Here is an 18,531-nt window from a genome sequence, read left to right as displayed (position 1 = left end):
ATGACCTTGGATCAGGCAGCAGAGCTTGTGCGATCACCTGGGGGAAGCGGGCAGGAGATTGCCTTCAGGCACTTTATCGACGGACGTTTCGTCGAAAGCGTGGGCCAGGTGTCATTCGAAAATCGGCGTCCGCACGATGGCACGCTCATCGGTCGAGTGGCCGAAGGGGGACGTGCGGACGTCGATGCCGCCGTCATGGCGGCGCGGCAGGCGCTTCACGGGCCATGGGGCGCGCTGTCGACGGACGAGCGCTGCGATCTGGTCCGCGCGGTTGCCGATGGCATCACCCGGCGCTTCGACGATTTCGTTGCCGCCGAAATGGCGGACACCGGCCAGCCGCGATCCATGATGGCCCATGCTTTCGTGCCGCGCGGCGCCGCCAACTTCAAAGCCTTTGCGGACCTTGTCAGGAATATAGGCGCGGAAAGTTTCCAGACGTCAACGCCCGATGGCGGTGGTGCCATCAACTATGCGATCCGCAAGCCCAAGGGCGTGATCGCTGTCATCTGCCCATGGAATGCGCCGCTGCTGCTGATGACATGGAAAGTGGCGCCAGCGCTTGCCTGCGGCAACACCGTCGTCGTCAAGCCGTCGGAGGAAACGCCGGGCAGCGCAACGCTGCTGGGAGAAGTCATGGCGGAAGCGGGCATACCCAAGGGCGTCTATAATGTCGTCCATGGCTTCGGGCCGGATTCCGCGGGCGCTTTCCTGACCAGCCATCCCGGCATCGACGCCATCACTTTCACCGGCGAGACGCGTACGGGCACGGCCATCATGAAGGCTGCGGCCGAAGGCATGCGGGACGTTTCGTTCGAGCTGGGGGGCAAGAACAGCGCGATCATCTTCGCCGACGCGGATCTTGACGGCGCGGTGGACACCATCATGCGATCCGCTTTCCTGAACTGCGGTCAGGTCTGCCTTGGCACCGAAAAAGTGCTGGTCGAGCGTCCGCTGTTCGATCGCTTCGCCGCCGCGCTCAAGGCGAAGGCCGAGGCGCTTCGGCCGGGGCACCCGGACGACGCCGCGACCAGCCTGGGCCCGCTCATCTCGCATGAGCACCGGGCCAAGGTGCTGTCCTATTATGAGCGCGCGCGGGCGGATGGCGCCACGATCGTGACAGGCGGCGGCATTCCCGGCATGCCCGCCGAACTGGCCGGGGGAGCATGGGTTCAGCCGACGATCTGGACCGGCCTTCCCGATGACAGCCCCGTGGTGAACGAAGAGATTTTCGGCCCCTGCTGTCACATACGCCCGTTCGACACGGAAGCCGAAGCGGTGGCCGTGGCCAACAACACGCCCTACGGCCTTGCCGCCACGATTTGGACGCGTGACCTTGCGCGCGCGCATCGCGTGGCGGCGGCGGTGGAGGCCGGAGTCACCTGGGTCAATAGCTGGTTCCTGCGCGATCTGCGCACGCCTTTTGGCGGAACCAAGCAGTCGGGCATTGGCCGGGAAGGCGGCGTCCACAGCCTGGAATTCTATACCGAACTTCGCAACATCTGCGTGAAGCTGTGACGCGGACGCTGGAGCAGGCGGCCGTGGAACGCCATGGCGACGAACTATACGACGCCTTCCTGAACCGGACCACCGTCCCCAACCTGCGCGATCGGGTTGCGGGGATCACGATCACCGATGCCTATCATATTCAGGCGCATTTCGTGGAGCGGCGCGTCCGGGCAGGCGAGGCGATCGTCGGCAAGAAGATCGGCGTCACGTCGCGGGCCATACAAGAGGCCATTGGCGTGTTCGAACCGGATTTCGGCCAGCTCACATCCGCCATGGCCTTCGAGGATGGAGCGGCCATCGATCTCGACAGCCTTATCCAGCCGCGGGCGGAAGCGGAAATCGCATTCGTGCTGAAGCGGGACCTGAAAGGGCCGGGGATTACCGCCACGGACGTCCTGCGCGCGACCGATCATGTGCGGACCTGTTTCGAAATCGTCGACAGCCGGATCTGCGGCTGGGACATCAAGATCGAGGACACGGTTGCCGACAATGCCTCCTGCGGCGTCTATGTGCTGGGAGAGGACAAGGCGGATCCGCGCGACGTCGATCTGACGCTGGCAGGGCTGCTGGTCGAAAGGGATGGAGAGGCGGTCGCATCCGGCGTTGGGGCCGCAGTGCAGGGATCGCCGCTCAATTCCGTCGCCTGGCTTGCCAACAGGCTGGGGCAGCTTGGCATCCCCTTTCGCGCTGGAGAGGTCATCCTGTCCGGTTCTCTCGGCCCGCTCCTGCCTGTAAGCGACGGCGGCCTGCTCGTCGCCACGATCGGCGGGGTGGGGTCATGCAGCATCAACTTCAGGCGCGGAGGGGTGCATGCTTGACGCGGCCGCCATAGAAAAGCTGACCGGCATCGTGGCGGCTGCGCAGGCGGCGCCGCATACTATCGCGAAGCTGACCGATGATTATCCCGGCATGACGGTCGCCGACAGCTATGCCGTGCAGGATGCGCTGCTCGCGCGCTGGCAGGCCGAAGGGCGGGTTCTCGCGGGCTATAAGGCGGGGCTCACGTCCAAGGCCAAGATGGACCAGATGGGGGTGTCCGAACCGTCATTCGGCCTGCTCATGGCGGACACGATCGATGCCGACGGCGGGATCATCCCCACCGGAAAGCTGATCCATCCGCGCGCGGAGGCGGAAATAGCCTTTGTCATGAAGGACGAACTGGCGGGCGCGGCGGTTTCCATCGGCGACGTCATCGCTGCGACCGATTTCGTGCAGCCCGCGCTGGAGATCATCGACAGCCGTTTTGAAAAGTTCAAATTCGACCTGGTCAGCGTCATCGCCGACAACGGCTCCTCGGCACGCTTCCTGTTGGGTGGAAGGCCGCGCAGGCCGCAGGAACTCGACCTGCGGACGATCGGCATCCTGCTGGAGAGAAATGGCGAAGTTGCAGCAATGGCGTCGTCCGGGGCCGTGCTGGGTCATCCGGCGCGGGCGGTACAGATGCTCGTTGCCTGGCTTCATGCGCGGGGACGCACGCTGCCAGCGGGGTCGATCGTCCTGACCGGCGGCGCGACCGAGGCGATCCCAGTAACGAAGGGCGATGCCATTGCCGCGCGCTTTCAGGACATGGGCGGGATTTCCGTGAGGATGGAACGATGATGGAAGGGAATGCGGCCAGACAGGACGCGCGGGCGGGCGGCCAGTCATGGCCTGCGCGCAAGGAACCGGGGCTCTATAATGACTGGATGAGCCCGGCCGATGTGCGGGAGGTGCGCGCGGAGGTCAGGGCCTTTGCCGAGCGGGTTGTCGCCCCGCGTGCCCGCGCGATCGGCGATGCGGAAGAGTGCGTGGACCATTTCCCGCACGATGTGTTCCAGGCGATGGCCACCGAAGGACTGTTCCGCATTCCCTTCCCGGCAAGTGTGGGCGGCCGGGGACTGGAGCATCCGGCAGCCGCGACTGCCGCGGTGATCGAGGAACTGTCCTATTATTCGGCGTCCGTCGGCGCCATCTACGATGTGCATTGCATTTTGGCTGGTCAGGCATTGGCGCAGGGTTCGGACCATCTTCACCGTCAATATCTGACGCCGTTGCTGGAAGGCAGGATCGTCGGTTCCTTCGCAACAACCGAGCCCGAAGCGTCCACCGACCTGTCCCTGTCCTCCATGGTGACGGAAGCGGTCGAGGTGGATGGCGGCTTCCGCGTCAGGGGCCACAAGCGCTTCATCACCAACTCCCCGGTCGCTGGCTTCGTGGTGCTGCTGTGCCGGGATGGGCAGGGGATGACAGAATTGGTCATCGATATGTCCAGTGCGGGCGTGACGGTTGGCAGGCCTGACCGCAAGATCGGCAATAACGGCCAGCTAACGGCTGACATCCATTTTGACGATGTCTTTGTTCCTGCCGCCAATCTTCTGGGAGAGCGGGGAAAGGGTTTGAGAGTCGCGCTCCAGACACTGACATATGGAAGGATCGGCATAGCCGCCGCTGGCACGGGACTGGCCCAATCGCTGTTCGACCATTGCGTGGACAGGCTGGCGACACGCCGGGCTTTCGGCAAGAAGCTGGGACAATTTCAGCACTGGCAATTCCGCATGGCGGAGCGGGCGACCGCAATCGAAAATGCGCGCAACCTGTATCTGAAAGCGGCATTGCGCAGGGACGCCGGTACTGTTTTCCCGGAGCCCGAAGCGGGCATGGCGAAATATTATGCCACGGAACTTGCGGGCGAGTTCGCGCGGGAAGCGGTGCAGATCTTCGGCGGCTACGGCTTTCTGCGCGAACTCGGCAATGACGGCAGCCATGCGCATGTGAGCGAGATCTACCGCGATGCGAAGATCGCCGAAATCTATGAGGGTACGAACGAGATCCAGAAGTGGATCATCGCGCGCCAGATCTTCGGCAAAGAAATAACAGGGTGAAGACAGGATGCCGATAATTTCAGTGGTGCTTGCTGAAGGGCGCACCAGGGAACAGAAGCGCGACCTCTGCCGGGCGCTCACCGCAGCCGCCATCAGCGCGGTCGGCGCGAGACCTGAACAGGTGAGGATCGTGATCCAGGAAACGCCGCTCGACAATTATGCGGTCGCCGGGGTGACATTTGCCGAGCGTGCGGAAGACGCGCTTGAGGAGCCAATGAAATGACGAAGATCAAATGCGCGATCATCGGGCCGGGCAATATCGGCACCGATCTGCTCTACAAGCTGCTGCGTTCCGAACTGCTCGATCCGATATGGATGGTGGGGGTCGACCCGGCATCGGAAGGGCTGGCAAGGGCCAAAGCGCTCGGTCTGAAGACCACCGATCAGGGCGTCGATGGACTGGTGCCATATGTGGCGGCGGATGGCGTCCAGATCGCCTTCGAAGCCACGTCTGCCTATGTGCATGCCGAAAACAGCCGCAAGCTCAACGCGTTGGGTGTGTTGATGATCGACCTGACGCCCGCCGCGATCGGTCCCTATTGCGTTCCCCCGGTCAATCTCGCCAGCCTCGCGGACCGGCGGGTCATGAATGTCAACATGGTGACCTGCGGCGGGCAGGCGACCATTCCGATGGTCCATGCGGTCAGCCGCGTCCAGCCGGTCGATTATGCCGAGATCATCGCGACGGTGGCTTCGAAGTCGGTCGGTCCGGGAACGCGCAAGAATATCGACGAATTCACGCGGACGACTTCCGGCGCCGTGGCCAAGGTCGGCGGCGCCCGGCGCGGCAAGGCGATCAATGTCATCAATCCCGCCGAACCGCCGCTGGTGATGCGGGACACCATCTATTGCGAAACGCAGGACGATCCCGATCAAGCGGCCATCACCCGTTCGGTGCATGACATGATCGCCGAGGTGCAGAAATATGTGCCGGGATACCGGCTGAAGAACGGCCCGGCATTTGATGGGCGAAAGGTCTCCATCTTCCTGGAGGTGGAAGGGCTGGGCGACTTCCTGCCCGCCTATGCGGGGAACCTTGATATCATGACGGCCGCTGCCGCTCGTGCTGCCGAAATGTTCGCGCGGGAGATATTGGACGGGAAAATCGTCCTTGCTCCCCTGATCGCGGGGGAGGCCGCCTGATGACGCAGGAGCAAGAGGTCCGTGGCCGCAGGGTCAAGCTGCATGATATGTGCCTGCGCGACGGCATGCATTCGATGCGGCACCAGATCAGCATCGAACAGATGATCGATATTGCCACCGGCCTGGACGATGCGGGCGTTCCGCTGATCCAGGTGACTCATGGGGACGGCCTTGGCGGATCTTCGCTAAACTATGGCCGGGGGCGTCACAGCGACGAGGAATATCTGCGCGCGGTCGCGCCGCGGATGAAGAAGGCGAGGATTTCGGTGCTTCATGTCCCCGGTATCGGGACGCTGGACGAACTGCGCATGGCGGCTGATTGCGGCGCATCATGCGTCCATGTCGCGACCCATTGCACCGAAGCTGACGTGTCGGAACAGCATATCGGCCTGGCGCGCGAGCTGGGCATGGACACGGTCGGCTTCCTGATGATGGCGCATATGACCCCGGCCGACGCCCTGGTGGAGCAGGCGCTGCTGATGGAGAGCTATGGCGCAGAGACGGTCTATTGCACCGACAGCGCCGGTTATATGCTGCCCGATGAGGTAAGCGCGCGGATCACGGTCATGCGCGCCGCCTTGCAGCCTGCAACCGAAATCGGATTCCACGGGCATCATAATCTGGGAATGGGCATCGCCAATTCCCTGGCGGCCGTCGCGTCCGGCGCGGATCGTATCGACGGATCGGCGGCAGGTTTCGGCGCCGGAGCGGGCAATACGCCGCTGGAGGTTTTCGCGGCCGTCTGCGAACGCATGGGTATCGAAACCGGAGTGGATGTCTTCCGCCTCATGGACGTCGCCGAGGATCGCGTCCTGCCGATGATGCCCCTGCCGCCCAGGGCGGACCGCGATTCACTGACCCTGGGCTATGCCGGTGTCTATTCGACCTTTCTTTACCCGGCGAAGGATTGCCAGCGCAAATATGGCGTCCCGGCGCGCGACATCCTGATTGAACTGGCCCGGCAGCGCATGATTGGCGGGCAGGAAGACATGATCGAGGACACGGCGCTCACCATGGCGAAGGAACGGGGGCTGATCGGCCATAATCATGTACGGGCAGCGACAGGCGGTTAGCGCAAGTGATACGCTTCGGGCATCAGCAAGGACCTTAAAGAGTATTTGTTGATAATAATGATATTGGATAGTCAGGCGAATAAATGCCGGGAGAGGATAGGCCATGTACGGCGAAGTAAAAGAGATACGGCGCGATGGATGCCGGATTGAAGTGCTTGGCCGCAAGGGCGGCTTCACTTGCCGGGAGGATGAGAATGTGCTCGCGGCCATGATCGCGTCGGGGCAGTCCTTGTTGCCGGTCGGATGCAGGAGCGGCGGCTGCGGCGTCTGCCGCGTCAAGGTGCTTGCCGGGCGCTTTGCCGCTGGTCCCATGTCCCGCGCAATGGTCACTGCCGCCGATCAGGGTTCGGGCGCCGGGCTGTCCTGCCGCCTTTACCCGTTGAGCGACATGACGATCGTGCCGATGCCGCTTCGCCGGGGCGCCGGTTCTTGGCCGGGACTGCCCGCATGAACGCCGCCGTCACGATATCGGGGCCGGCCCTTCCGGCGATCGAACTCATGCTGTCTTCGGCATGCGCCAGAGCCGGGGTGCTGGGCGTGAAGGCCAATATCGCCATTGTCGATGGCGGCGGTAACCTGGCCGGGTTCATCAGGATGCCGGGCGCTTTCCTGAGTTCGGCCGATCTCGCCATCGACAAGGCATACACGGCCGCCAGCTTTTCCATGTCCACGCGCGGGTTCGGGATATTGCTTGCAGGATCGTCGCGGGCGGTGCGGGAAGGGCTGCTGCGGCGGCCGCGCTTGACGGAGGTGCCCGGAGGCGTCGCGCTGGAACTGGATGGCCAGGCAGCGGGTGGTTTGGGCGTTTCGGGCGGGAGCGAGGAGCAGGACGAGGATATCGCCGCCTATGCCTCCGCCGCTATGACGCCGGGGAGAGGGTGAATGGCAATTCGTGGATTATTGCGTGTCGGGGAGGTTTGCCTCCGGGTATTCGACCTGGACGAAGCGCGCCGCCATTATGGTGAACGCATCGGATTGATCGAAACGCACAAGGGCGATCGTGACAAGCTTTATTACAAGGCGTCCGACGAGCATGACATCTATTCGCTCGTCCTGATGCAGAGCGATACGCCCGGCATCGAATATTTCGCGTTCAAAACCTATGCGGACTCTGATCTGGAACGGTTCGAAAAGGCGCTGACCGAATATGGCCTGACGGTCGAACATATACCGGCAGGCACCTATCCCCGGAGCGGGCGGCGCATTCAGTTCCGGCTGCCATCAGGCCATCTGATGCAAATATATGCGCAGAAGGACCAGATCGGAAATGGCATGCCCACGCATAATCCTGGGACCATTCCTGATGAAGGCTATATTCGCGGCATGCGGGTGATCCGGCTTGATCATATTCTACTCGGCAGTTCCGAGATCATGCGCAATCGCGAGATCTTCACTTCCATTTTCGAAATGAGCATCAGCGAGGAACTGATCAGTCATGAGGATGAGACGCGCATAGCCATCTTCCTCACCGGATCGAACAAGCCGCATGACATCGCTTTCGTCTTGCAGCCGGATGGCAACCGCTTCCACCACATTTCATTCCTGCTGGAATCGGTGAACGACCTGTTTCACGCGGGCGACCTGATCGGCAAATATAATATCGCGGTGGATGTATCGCCTAATCGTCATGGTGTGACGCGGGGTGCGACGATCTACTTTTTCGATCCTTCCGGTAATCGCAATGAAGTGTTTACGGGGGGATATGTCCATTATCCCGATACGCCGCAACTTACCTGGGACACCAGTCAGATCGGGCGAGCCACCTTCTCGCACGACAACATGCCGCGGCAGAGCTTTCTCGATGTCTTGACCTGAATTTTCGATAAATCTGGCGGGATAAGCACCGCCTTAGGGGAGGTTGAAATGAAGATCGGCTTTTTTGACGGCGCTTCGGCGCTGACGGTGGCGCTCGTCCTTGGCGCGCCCGTTCATGCCCAGGATTTCGCCGCGCAGGATAGCGGCGGGCTGCAAGAGATCGTGGTGACGGCCCAGAGGCGTTCCGAAAGCGCGCAGGATGTTCCCATAGCGATTTCCGCTGTCACCGGGGATGCGCTCCAGGCCAAGGGTCTCTCCGATATCGCCAGCATCAGCGGCCAGGCTCCCAATGTAACGCTGAAAAGTTCGGGAGCCTTTGGCGGATCGAGTTCGACTCTCTACACTTATATTCGCGGCATCGGCCAGAATGACTTCGCCTTCAATCTGGAACCGGGCGTTGGCGTCTATATCGACAATGTCTATCTCGCCCGCAACATTGGTGCGAATGTGGATCTGCTTGATCTTGAACGGGTCGAAGTCTTGAAGGGACCTCAAGGAACGCTGTTCGGACGCAATACGATCGGCGGCGCGCTCAACATCGTCACCGCCGATCCCGGCAATGCGTGGAAGTATAAGGGCGAGGTGACGACCGGCCGTTTCGACCGGATCGACGTGCGGGCGTCGCTCGAAGCGCCGGTCATTCCCGATGTGCTCCGCCTTGGCTTCGCCTTTTCGACCAAGCATCGGGACGGCTATCAGAAGCGGATTCCCTATGCCGGGGACACGGGCAACAATCCCATCTGGCTGCTCGCGACGGGTGGCGCATCGGGCGGGCCGCAAAACACAAACACGGATGAGGCGCTGCTCTTTCCCATTACGGCCAAGGACCGGCCGGGCCGCTCCGGCAACCAGAACCAGACCGCATTCCGCGTAAAGGCGCTTTTCACGCCTGACGACCGCCTGACCGTCCGGTTGATTGGCGATTATCTGAACGTCGATGAGCAGGCGACGCCCTTCTCCTTGCTCCAGGTCAACCAGAATGCCTATGTCGCGCTCTATAACACGTGCATTTCCGGCAATCCCGGCTTCTACGCGCCAGTCGCCGCGATGGCGGGTGCTCCGGCTGCGGGCGTGGCGGACCTTTGCGCCGGTCCTCGCGGAAACCCGGCTTCTCCCACCGGGGCACAGCCGTCACTGGAAAGCCAGGCCGGACAGCATCTTCCCTATGATGGACGCTACGTCGTCCGGAAAGGGGACGGCAGCATCGACCCGGACCGTTCCTATGCCAGCGGCGCCAATTTCAACAAGATCGACAATTACGGGATCAACGGCCAGATCGAATATGCCCTGACGGGGGACCTGACGCTGAAATCGATAACGGCCTACCGGCGGCTGGAATCCAAATTCGGGGTGGATATAGGCGGCGCTCCCTTTTCCGCGCTGAACCCTACTTTCGAAACCAATGAAAACCAGTTGTCGGAAGAGGTCCAGCTTGTCGGCAATGTTCTTCAGGACCGATGGAAGTTTGTTCTGGGCGGCTATTATTTCCATGAATGGGGACGCCATGATGAAGGCGTTCCCTTTACCGGAGGGTTGATCCAGGTCTATTCGCCCGATAATCGCTGGGATACAAAATCCTACGCCGCCTTCATGCACAATAATATCGAAATCGTCCCCGATAAGATCGGCATCACGCTGGGCATTCGCTATACGCATGACCGCAAGCGCTTCACAGGTACGCAGCGGGACGAAAACGCCTTCGGCATTCGTCTTTTCCAACTGCCGCCAGCACTGGTGTCGCCCGACCCGGCGGACCCCTATCTGCTCTATCCCATTGGTGAAAACCGGCTGTCATTCAACAACCTGTCCTACCGTCTGGGCGCTGAATATCACATCAACCAGCGCATGATGATCTATGCCTCCCACGCCACTGGATATAAGGGGGGCGGCTGGACGACGCGGCTGACCGCGCCCAATTTCATCGTCGATCCTGTAACCGGGCTGCCCGTCAGGCAGGGCGCACCGACATTCGGCCCGGAAAAGGCGTATACGACCGAAGTCGGATTCAAGTCCGAACTGTTCGACCGCCGCGTGCGGCTGAACCTGGCGCTGTTCAATACGGAATATAATGGCATTCAGCTCACCTTCCAGAATGGAGCTTCGCCCGTCACGGCAAATGGGGGCAATGGCCGTATTCGCGGTGCGGAGGTCGAACTTAATCTTGCTCCGGCGCGCAACTGGACGCTGGATGCCAGCGCGGGCTATCTCGATGCCGAATATCAGTCCGTTCTGCCCGGCGTCCCCCTTTCCGGGGACGAGAAGTTCGTCAATACGCCGAAATGGCAGGCGCAGGCGGGCACCGCTTACACGATCGAAACCGCGAACATCGGATCTTTCACGCCGCGGGTGGACTGGACCTATGCCAGCCGCACATTCAACGATGAAGCGAACACGCCGGTTCTTGCGACGCCGGGCGGCAGTTACTTCAACGCCTCGGCCACCTGGCGCTCACCGGATGAAAGATATGAAGTGCAGGCGGGCGTCACCAATATTGCCGATCGCAGGGTGGTCGTGTCGGGCTATACCAATGCCGAAGCCATCTATTCCGGCGTATTCAGCCGTCCGCGCGAATGGTTCCTGACCTTGCGTGTTCGCAACTAGCGGGATTTGGCGGAACTGTCAGGCAGGGCGGCCTCGATGGGCGAATGACGGCTGACCCTGCCGAATTTGTGTCAACGTGCTGGAAGGATCACACCGGATACCGTTTGGCAAGCACGGCGGGCACCTGATCCGCGGATATGGCGGGGCTGAACAGATAACCCTGGGCCAGATTGCATCCCTTGCGGCGCAACTGGGCCGCCTGGGCTTCTGTTTCGACGCCCTCGGCCACCGTGGTGATGCCCAGCCGTTTCCCCAGGTCAGTCACCGTCTGCACGATCGCGGCGTTGGTGCTGTCCTTCAGCGCGCGCACGAAGGAACAATCGATCTTGAGCACGTCGATCGGGAATTGCTTGAGATGGATCAACGACGCATAGCCGGTTCCGAAATCGTCGAGCGCGATCGTCATGCCCGCCGCGCGCAAGCGTTCGAATATGCCCAGTATCTTGCGGACGGCGCGTCCGAAAAACACTGATTCCGTGATTTCCAGTTCCAGCGAGGAAGGCTCTATGCCCGCGCAGGCCACCTGATCCAGAAGGCGGTCCGCGAAGTCGGGCTGGCCGAACTGCACCGCCGCAATGTTGATCGCGATCCGGCCAAACGCCAGGCCCGCCTTGCGCCAGCTGGCGATGTCGGCGGCAACCCTTTCGAAAATGCGCTGGTCGAGGGCGATCGCCAGTTCCGCATCCTCGAAAGCGGCCGGGATCATGGCTGGCGTGTGGACGCCATAGATATGATCGTTCCAGCGCAGCAGGGCTTCGAACCCCACGACAGCGCCGGAGCGCAGATCGACCTTGGGCTGGTAGAAGGGCTGGACCTGGTCATGGTCCAGAACATGGCGGGCGATCGACAGTTCCGACATGTGCACCTGCTGGTCGGCGCGCATCTCGCTCTTGAAATAGCGGACGCCGCCGCCCGCCTCCTTCGCTTCGTACAGCGCCAGATCAGCGCATTTGTACAGGCCGTCCGCATCCTTCCCGTGCGCCGGATACAGGGCGACGCCGATGCTGGCGCGGCAAATATGCGCCTGTCCGTTGAGGGAGCAGGGCGCGGTCAGCACCTCCCGAAGTTCGCCGACCGTCGCCTCAAGCTGTTGCCGGTCGGCCGTATATATGAACAGCGCGAATTCGTCGCCACCCAGCCGTCCTGCCAGGGCGTCGCCAGCGCCGAACTTCTCCAATCGCCGCGCCGTCGCCTTCAGCAGACCGTCCCCTGCATCATGGCCGTGGCGGTCGTTAAGGGATTTGAAGCCGTCAAGGTCGATGAGCAGCAGGGCGATTTCGACGTCGCTGCCTTCCGCGCCCGCAAGCGCCTTGCGGAGCCCGTCCATGAACGCGCGCCTGTTCCAAAGGCCGGTGAGATCGTCATGATCGGCTGACCAGCGGACGGCTTCATCCGCCATTTTCCGGTCGTCTATATCCTCGATCGTGCCGTACCAGCACAGTATCCCGCCGTCAGCCCGGCGGCGAGGCGCCGCGCGGCAGCGCTGCCAGCGGAAGCTGCCGTCATGCTGACGCAGCCGCATTTCATAATCGAGCGGCTGCCCCGTCAGGCGGGCTTCTTCCCACGCGGCCTTTACAAGGGGGCGGTCGGAGGCGTGGATCGCCGACAGGAAATTCCACCCCATGCATTGTTCGTAGGACAGGCCCGTCCTTTCCAGGCCGCGCACGTCTATGTCCATCACGCCGCCCCCCGCATCGGCGATCCAGGGGATGAGCGGGCTCAGCGCGACGGTGTAGCGATATCGTTCCTCGCTGATCTGGAGAGCTTGCTGGATGGTGCCGGAGGAAAACCTGTCCGTCAGGACGATGGCGTTACGCTCGCCCGCGAAGGCGAGCGGGCTGATCTGCTCGCCCTCAAGCCATTCGTCCTGATCGTAGGGCCGCCCCACCTTCTTCTCCTACGCAAATATTGTGCGACGCCCCTCTATGCGATCATTGGTCAAAACAGTCTTAATAGCCTCAAAATATGGGGAATCACGCAAGGTGGCGTAGAATAGAGGATGCGCCGCGCAGGATTCTTCCCCGAAGAACCGTCTGGTCCATGAACAGAGCGGCGTCCGTTACAGAATAGCAACAGTCCGCGCAGGCGTATGACCCCTGGTGGCTTTACCGGGGGCTGATGCTGTTCTGAAATGATCGCTTGTTGAGCCAGCCGAAGGGGATGGCGGCCCCTCAAGAACCGGACATCAACAAAAAAGGAGCCTGCCGCGCTGCGGCAAGCTCCTGATCGTGACGCGAAGGGGGCGATCGCTCCGCCCCGCTGCCTGTTACCAGCGGAAGCTGGCGATCAGGCCGAATTCGCGCGGCAAGGTGGTGTTGATCGTCGCGTAACCCGACTGGACCGTACCGGCGAGCTGCGTCGAAATCTGCGGCGCGGGCAGGAAGTCGGTGATCCGCTGCTGGTTCAGCACATTCTTGACGAAGCCGGTCAGTTCCCACTGTCCGTCATTGCCGCGCACGCCCGCGAACAGGTCGATGAGGGTGCGGCTGGGATAGTCGAAGTCGCGGCGTTCGGAATAGACGCCCGGACGGTAGCTGATCAGGCCGCGAACGAAGGGCTCGACAGCGCCTTCGACCGGGATGCGCAGTTCCGTCGTGGCCGACAGGCTGAAGTTCGGCGTGTCGCTGAGCCGCGACAGTTCGCAGAAGCTGACATTGCCGCTGCCGGTGATGGCCGCGTTGCCCGTGGTGTCCGGGCGGCCGTCGCCGTTGAAGTCGTTGCAAGGCAGGCGTTCGCCATTCTTATAACGGGCCTTCACATAGGCCATGTTGACCGACAGGTCCCAGAAGTCCGTCGGGCGGGCGTCGATCGTGGCTTCGATGCCCTTCACGGTGGCGTCGCCATTATAGTTGAAGTCGAAACCGCTATCGACGGCCGGAGTGTCCGTGCCATTGTTGATGGGCGTGGCCGGGGGGTTGCCACCGACGACGCCGCAGACGCCGGGCGAGACGTTGGCGCAGTTATAGAAGACGCCTGGGAAGCGTCCCAAGAAGCCGTCGAACGTCTGGTAGAATCCGGCCACGGCGAAGTTCAGGCGGCGGTTGAAGGCAGAGCCCTTCAACCCGACCTCGAAATTGTCGGTCTTTTCATTGCGGGTCGCGATCAGGTCCGACGATATGCCGACCGGAACCGCAACGCCGACGCTGCCCGCACGGAAGGAATGGCCGTAGGCGACGTAGCCGGTGAGCGCGGGGCTGAATTCATAGGTCAGCGTCGCGCCGCCCGTCAGCGGCTTGTTCTTCTGTTCGTCCAGCCCGGCAGGGATGCCGTTCTGGGAAATCGTGAAGGGGCCGCCCGGCAGACCCGCCGGGATACCCGGCAGGCCGGGCGAGGTCGTGACGATGTCCGCAACCCGCTTGCTCTTGATCATCGTGTAGCGCAGGCCACCTTCCAGCGTGAAGCCGCCGGAACGGACGCGGCCATTCGCGTTAAAGGAGATGACTTCCTGATAGATGGGGATCGTCGCGACCGAATTGATCGGCAGGTAGGCGCCGGTAACCGCCGGCGCGGGCGCGAAGAATTGCGGGGCGTCCTGGGTTGAAATGGTGGTGCCGGTCGTCTTCTGGTAGAAGGCGCCCAGGCCCCAACCGAACATGCCGTCATTATTGGAGGACAGGCGCAGTTCGAAGGTGGGGACACGGAAAGGCGACTGGGTGGTCTGAACGACCGCGAGGCCCGGAATGCCGTTGCCCGGATCGCTGTCGCGAACCTGGTCGAGGTCGGACGCCTGATAGGCGGCGACGCCCGTCAGATTGGCCCAGCCCAGATCCCAGTCGAAATTGAGGTTGACGATGTGCGAGACGTTCTTGAACCGGTTCAGCCCGTCCGCGACCGCGACGCGATCCCTGACGCCGATATCGCCCGGACCCGACGGCACGCCGCCGAAGCTGCTGGCCGGGCCGAAGACCTGACCGTACTGGCGCACGTCCGATTGCAGATATTGATAGGTGAGGTAGGCGGTAAAATCTTCCGTCGGACGCAGGCCCAGGGTGATGCGACCGCTCTGTGTGTTGCCGCGCGAGAAATCGCCGTTGGTGATGTTGCGCACCTGATTGCCGCGATTGCCGTCGACCAGCGCCGCGACGCGCAGCGAAACCTTGTCGTTGAAGGGCAGGGTGACGCCGCCCTGGACGTTATAGGCGTGGCGGTCGGAAATGGTGCCCTGGACGAAGCCTTCCACCTCGTCGAACTTCGGGCGGCGGGTCGTGACGGTGATCGAACCGCCCGGCGAGGACAGGCCGCGCAGGAGGCCCTGCGGACCGCGCAGCACTTCGATCTGGCCGATGTCGTACATCGCCGTGAAGACGGTCTGCGCGTTCGCGGGCGCTTCGTTGAGGTAGATCTGGACCGTCGGATCGGTGCCCTGATCGGGGTCGAAGCCGATACCGCGCAGCGTGGTCGTGTTGTTGCGGCCGGTGGTGTTGGTCAGCTCAAGACCGGGCGCCAGGCGCGAGATATCCTTGGTGTCGAGGATGTTGAGCTTCTGAATCTGCTCGCCGGTCACTGCATTGACCGACATCGGCACGTCCTGAAGGCTGCGCGTGTCACGCGTCGCGGTGACGACGATCTCGTCAAAGACGGGTTCCGCCGCTGCGGCCGCAGGGGCCTGGGCGGATGCATCCGCCGCAACGTCCTGCGCATGGGCGGGAGCGAAGGACATCAGCGCGGTGATGGCTACACCGCTGGAAAGCAAAGAAATAAAGTTCCGATTCACGGCAACCTCCCCAGAATGTTGGGCGGGGAACTGCACTTGGCGGTTTACTTTGTCAAGGCGAGGACGGGCGCATGAAGGCAAAAAGTAAGTGCACACTAACGCATTGGGCAAACTTCTGATCGCCGGACGTCGATACCGCAGGCAGGAAAGGACCAGCGGAAAAACACGTTTTCGTGCGTTTTTTGCTGAGTTTGCCGCCCGGTTTTCAGAAGGCGCTTGAGACGCCCGCAACGAACGTCGATGCAGGCGCGGCCCCCAAAATTAGCCCTGCGCCTGCGGCATTTCTGCAACAGGCGAAGGGCCAATCAGCGCCGTCAGCCCGCCAGGGACAATTTGACGCCCACGCCCGTGACGCAGGCGCTTTGCGGCGAGAGCAGGAAGGCGATCACCTTCGCCGCCGCCTCCGGCCTTACCCAGTTGCCGGTATCGGCATCGGGCATGTCCTTCCGGTTGGCGGGCGTGTCGAGGATGGTGGGGAGGACCGCATTGACGCGAATCCCGCGCGGCCGCAATTCGTCGGCAAGCCCCTCGGTCAGGGCCATCACCCCGGCTTTCGACGCGGCATAGGGCGCCATGCCCGTCAGCACATTGGCCGCGGCCGCCGCGCCCACATTGACGATCGCGCCGCCGGAAGGAAGATGCTGCAAGGCCGCGCGGGATGAAATGGCCGCCGTGCGCACGTTCATCCGGTACATCCTGTCCCAGTTGTCGATCGATCCGTCCGCCACGGTTTCCCACAGGAAGCCGCCCGCCACATTGACCACGGCGTCGATGCCGCCCATCGCCTGCGCCGCCGTTGCATAAGCGGAGATCACGGCGGCTTCATCGGCCAGATTGATGCCCTCCAGCGCGATGCCGCCAAACCCTTCCGGTGCGGCGGCCATGTCGATGACGGCCATGCTATGGCCTTCCTCTGCCAGTGTGGCGCAGACTGCCCGGCCCAGGACGCCGAAGCCGCCAGCGACGATAATTTTCAACGCCATATCCCTCTCCGTAAATGCTCACTCTGCCGCAGCCCCCTAGTAAAAGAGCCGCGATCATCGAAGCAATGATTGAATCGCCCTCTTTCAAGGCAACTTTTTGGCCGGTCGGGACTTAGGCTGATCATCAACTCGCGAGAGCCGGGTCCTTGGCCTCGTCTCGCCTGAAAGAGGAATGATCGATGGCGCGTACCCGGGAGCAGCGTGGCGAGCAGGAGACGAAGGCAGCCGTTTCCAAGGTGAAGAAGACCGGCAAGCCCGCAGGCGGCGCGCGGGGCGGGATCACGGCGCCCGTCACGCCCTCGCCCGAACTGGCCGAGATCGTCGGCGACAAGAAGATTCCGCGCAGTGAAGTGGTCAAGAAGGTCTGGGACTATATCAAGGCCAATGACCTGCAAAACCCCAAGGACAAGCGCGAAATCCTGGCCGACAGCAAGCTGGAGAAGATATTCGGCGGCAAGAAGGCGAGCATGTTCGAAATGAACAAGCATCTGGCCAAGCATCTGAAAGCCTGACGCGCACGAACCATCACGCCACCTCCGGCGCGGCGATGATCGCGCCGGAGGTGGCGTGCGTTATGGCTGCGACGTTCAGCCCGCCGTCCGCACCGGGCTCCGGGCGTCCGCTCGTCTCCATCGGTCGCCTTCGTGGGAGCGCATGGATCTCATGCCACGAGCCGGCTGGCCGCAAATTTTCCACGCAGGATTTGCACCTTGGGGATCAGCCGCTCTAAAGGAGGCGGCTATCCCATTTGAGTACCGCCATGCTGTCCATGACCGATCGCGCCCGTTCTTCCCTCATATACACGATGCTGGCCGTGCTGCTGGTCCTGCCGTTCGTGGCGGACCTGGTCTTTCCGCTGGGGACGGCGGTGTGGGTGGCCTATCTGCTGCCTGCGGTGATCGCCTATCTCGCGCCCCGGCCGCAGGCGCCGCTGGTCGTGGCCGCGCTGGCGACCTTGCTGACCATCGTCGGCTTCACCCTTGCGCCGCTGGGCATTGACCCTTCCATCGCTGCGCTGAACCGTACGCTGGGTTGCGCGGTGACATGGATATTGGCCTTTGTCGGCTTCCTGTTCATCCGCAACCGCAATGCGATCCAGCGGGAAGAATGGGTGCAGACGGGGCAGGTGGGACTGGCTGATGCGGTCGGCGGGGAGCAGCCGCTGGATGAACTGGCGCGCAGCGCGCTGCTGTTCCTGGCGGATCATCTGGGCGCGCGGGCGGGCGCGATCTTCATTCGCAATGGCGACGGCTTCCGCCGCCACGCGACCTACGGCGTCCCGGCCGAGGCGCAGTTGCCGGTGCGGTTCGGGCAATCCGATGGCCTGCTGTCCGAAGTGGCGCGCGACGGGCGGCCCGTCCTGCTGGACGCGGTGCCGGACGGCTATCTTTATTACGGATCGGGGCTGGGGCAGAGCAAGCCCGCCACGCTGCTGATCGCCGCGGCCAAGGCGGACGGGCAGGTCAATGCGGTGATCGAGCTTGGCATGCCAAAGGCGCGCGCGGCGCTGGCGCAGGATTTCATGGAGCGCATCGGCCATCAGCTGGGCGTGGCGATCCGGTCGGGCAAATATCGCGCGCGGTTGCGGGAATTGCTGGAGGAAACGCAGCAGCAGGCCGAGGAATTGCAGACGCAGAGCGAGGAACTGCGCGCCAATAATGACGAGCTGGAAACGCAGAGCCGCCAGTTGCAGGAGGCCGCGACCCGGCTGGAGGCGCAGCAGACGGAGCTGGAGGAAAGCAACGCCCGGCTGGAAGAACAGGCGCGCCAGCTGGAAATCCAGCGCGACGACCTGACGCGCGCGCAGGCCTCGCTCCAGAACCAGGCGGGCGAAC

16 protein-coding genes are annotated in these 18,531 nt (G+C 62.7%); 13 read left to right on the top strand and 3 right to left on the bottom strand.

The genetic code is table 11. From position 1 onward, the window contains the following. The first annotated feature begins 57 nt into the window (after positions 1–57). The 11 genes from L288_RS39130 (at position 58) to L288_RS39080 (ending at position 10,999) form a co-directional block, all read left to right on the top strand. Positions 58–1,515 carry a 2-hydroxymuconic semialdehyde dehydrogenase gene (locus L288_RS39130; RefSeq protein WP_031304829.1) on the top strand — a complete coding sequence of 486 codons (1,458 nt, stop codon included), beginning with the start codon at positions 58–60 and terminating at the stop codon, positions 1,513–1,515. Then, the gene (locus tag L288_RS39125; RefSeq protein ID WP_021239620.1) at positions 1,512–2,324 is read left to right on the top strand and encodes a fumarylacetoacetate hydrolase family protein; all 813 of its coding nucleotides are present in this window, start codon (positions 1,512–1,514) and stop codon (positions 2,322–2,324) included. Before L288_RS39130 ends, L288_RS39125 begins: the two co-directional genes overlap by 4 nt. After that, complete coding sequence (locus tag L288_RS39120) at positions 2,317–3,105, top strand: FAA hydrolase family protein (protein WP_021239619.1); 789 nt, start codon at positions 2,317–2,319, stop codon at positions 3,103–3,105. Before L288_RS39125 ends, L288_RS39120 begins: the two co-directional genes overlap by 8 nt. Next, the gene (locus L288_RS39115; RefSeq protein WP_021239618.1) at positions 3,102–4,367 is read left to right on the top strand and encodes an acyl-CoA dehydrogenase family protein; all 1,266 of its coding nucleotides are present in this window, start codon (positions 3,102–3,104) and stop codon (positions 4,365–4,367) included. The genes L288_RS39120 and L288_RS39115 overlap by 4 nt, the downstream gene beginning before the upstream one ends. A 7-nt stretch (positions 4,368–4,374) precedes the next feature. Beyond that, entirely contained in the window at positions 4,375–4,590 is a 216-nt protein-coding gene (locus L288_RS39110; RefSeq protein WP_030539892.1) for a tautomerase family protein, read from the top strand. Beyond that, positions 4,587–5,510: an acetaldehyde dehydrogenase (acetylating) gene (locus tag L288_RS39105; protein ID WP_021239616.1), complete on the top strand. Its 924-nt coding sequence runs from the start codon at positions 4,587–4,589 to the stop codon at positions 5,508–5,510. Before L288_RS39110 ends, L288_RS39105 begins: the two co-directional genes overlap by 4 nt. Further along, positions 5,510–6,583, top strand: a complete 1,074-nt coding sequence (gene dmpG, locus L288_RS39100; protein WP_021239615.1) for a 4-hydroxy-2-oxovalerate aldolase — start codon at positions 5,510–5,512, stop codon at positions 6,581–6,583. Before L288_RS39105 ends, dmpG begins: the two co-directional genes overlap by 1 nt. A 103-nt stretch (positions 6,584–6,686) precedes the next feature. Next, entirely contained in the window at positions 6,687–7,034 is a 348-nt protein-coding gene (locus L288_RS39095) for a 2Fe-2S iron-sulfur cluster-binding protein (RefSeq protein WP_021239614.1), read from the top strand. Then, positions 7,031–7,465 (top strand): GlcG/HbpS family heme-binding protein, encoded by a 435-nt coding sequence (locus L288_RS39090; protein WP_021239613.1) that lies wholly within the window; start codon positions 7,031–7,033, stop codon positions 7,463–7,465. The genes L288_RS39095 and L288_RS39090 overlap by 4 nt, the downstream gene beginning before the upstream one ends. After that, complete coding sequence (locus L288_RS39085; protein WP_030539887.1) at positions 7,466–8,398, top strand: catechol 2,3-dioxygenase; 933 nt, start codon at positions 7,466–7,468, stop codon at positions 8,396–8,398. Positions 8,399–8,446: 48 nt separating this feature from the next. Next, complete coding sequence (locus L288_RS39080; protein ID WP_021239611.1) at positions 8,447–10,999, top strand: TonB-dependent receptor; 2,553 nt, start codon at positions 8,447–8,449, stop codon at positions 10,997–10,999. A gap of 88 nt (positions 11,000–11,087) precedes the next feature. Here L288_RS39080 and L288_RS39075 read toward each other — a convergent pair whose 3' ends face one another. From L288_RS39075 to L288_RS39065, 3 genes are all read right to left on the bottom strand, one after another. Further along, on the bottom strand, positions 11,088–12,887 hold the full coding sequence (locus L288_RS39075) for a putative bifunctional diguanylate cyclase/phosphodiesterase (protein WP_021239610.1): 1,800 nt from the start codon (positions 12,885–12,887) through the stop codon (positions 11,088–11,090). Positions 12,888–13,265: 378 nt separating this feature from the next. Further along, positions 13,266–15,713 carry a TonB-dependent receptor gene (locus L288_RS39070; protein ID WP_236613061.1) on the bottom strand — a complete coding sequence of 816 codons (2,448 nt, stop codon included), beginning with the start codon at positions 15,711–15,713 and terminating at the stop codon, positions 13,266–13,268. 314 nt (positions 15,714–16,027) lie between these two features. Continuing rightward, positions 16,028–16,696, bottom strand: coding sequence for an SDR family oxidoreductase (locus tag L288_RS39065; protein WP_021239608.1), 669 nt, complete (start codon positions 16,694–16,696; stop codon positions 16,028–16,030). Between the two features lie 179 nt (positions 16,697–16,875). Here L288_RS39065 and L288_RS39060 point away from each other — a divergent pair, with 179 nt between their 5' ends. Together L288_RS39060 and L288_RS39055 are read left to right on the top strand one after the other, a co-directional pair. Next, entirely contained in the window at positions 16,876–17,208 is a 333-nt protein-coding gene (locus tag L288_RS39060) for an SWIB/MDM2 domain-containing protein (protein WP_021239607.1), read from the top strand. Between the two features lie 236 nt (positions 17,209–17,444). Beyond that, positions 17,445–18,531 (top strand): GAF domain-containing protein (locus tag L288_RS39055; protein ID WP_236613060.1); only part of this gene is annotated, 1,087 nt, incomplete at its 3' end.

The sequence above is a fragment of the Sphingobium quisquiliarum P25 genome (assembly GCF_000445065.1).
GTDB classification, from domain to species: Bacteria; Pseudomonadota; Alphaproteobacteria; order Sphingomonadales; family Sphingomonadaceae; genus Sphingobium; species Sphingobium quisquiliarum.
The sequence above is the reverse complement of the archived record's forward strand: the minus strand, read 5'-3'. Positions and strand labels throughout refer to the sequence as shown.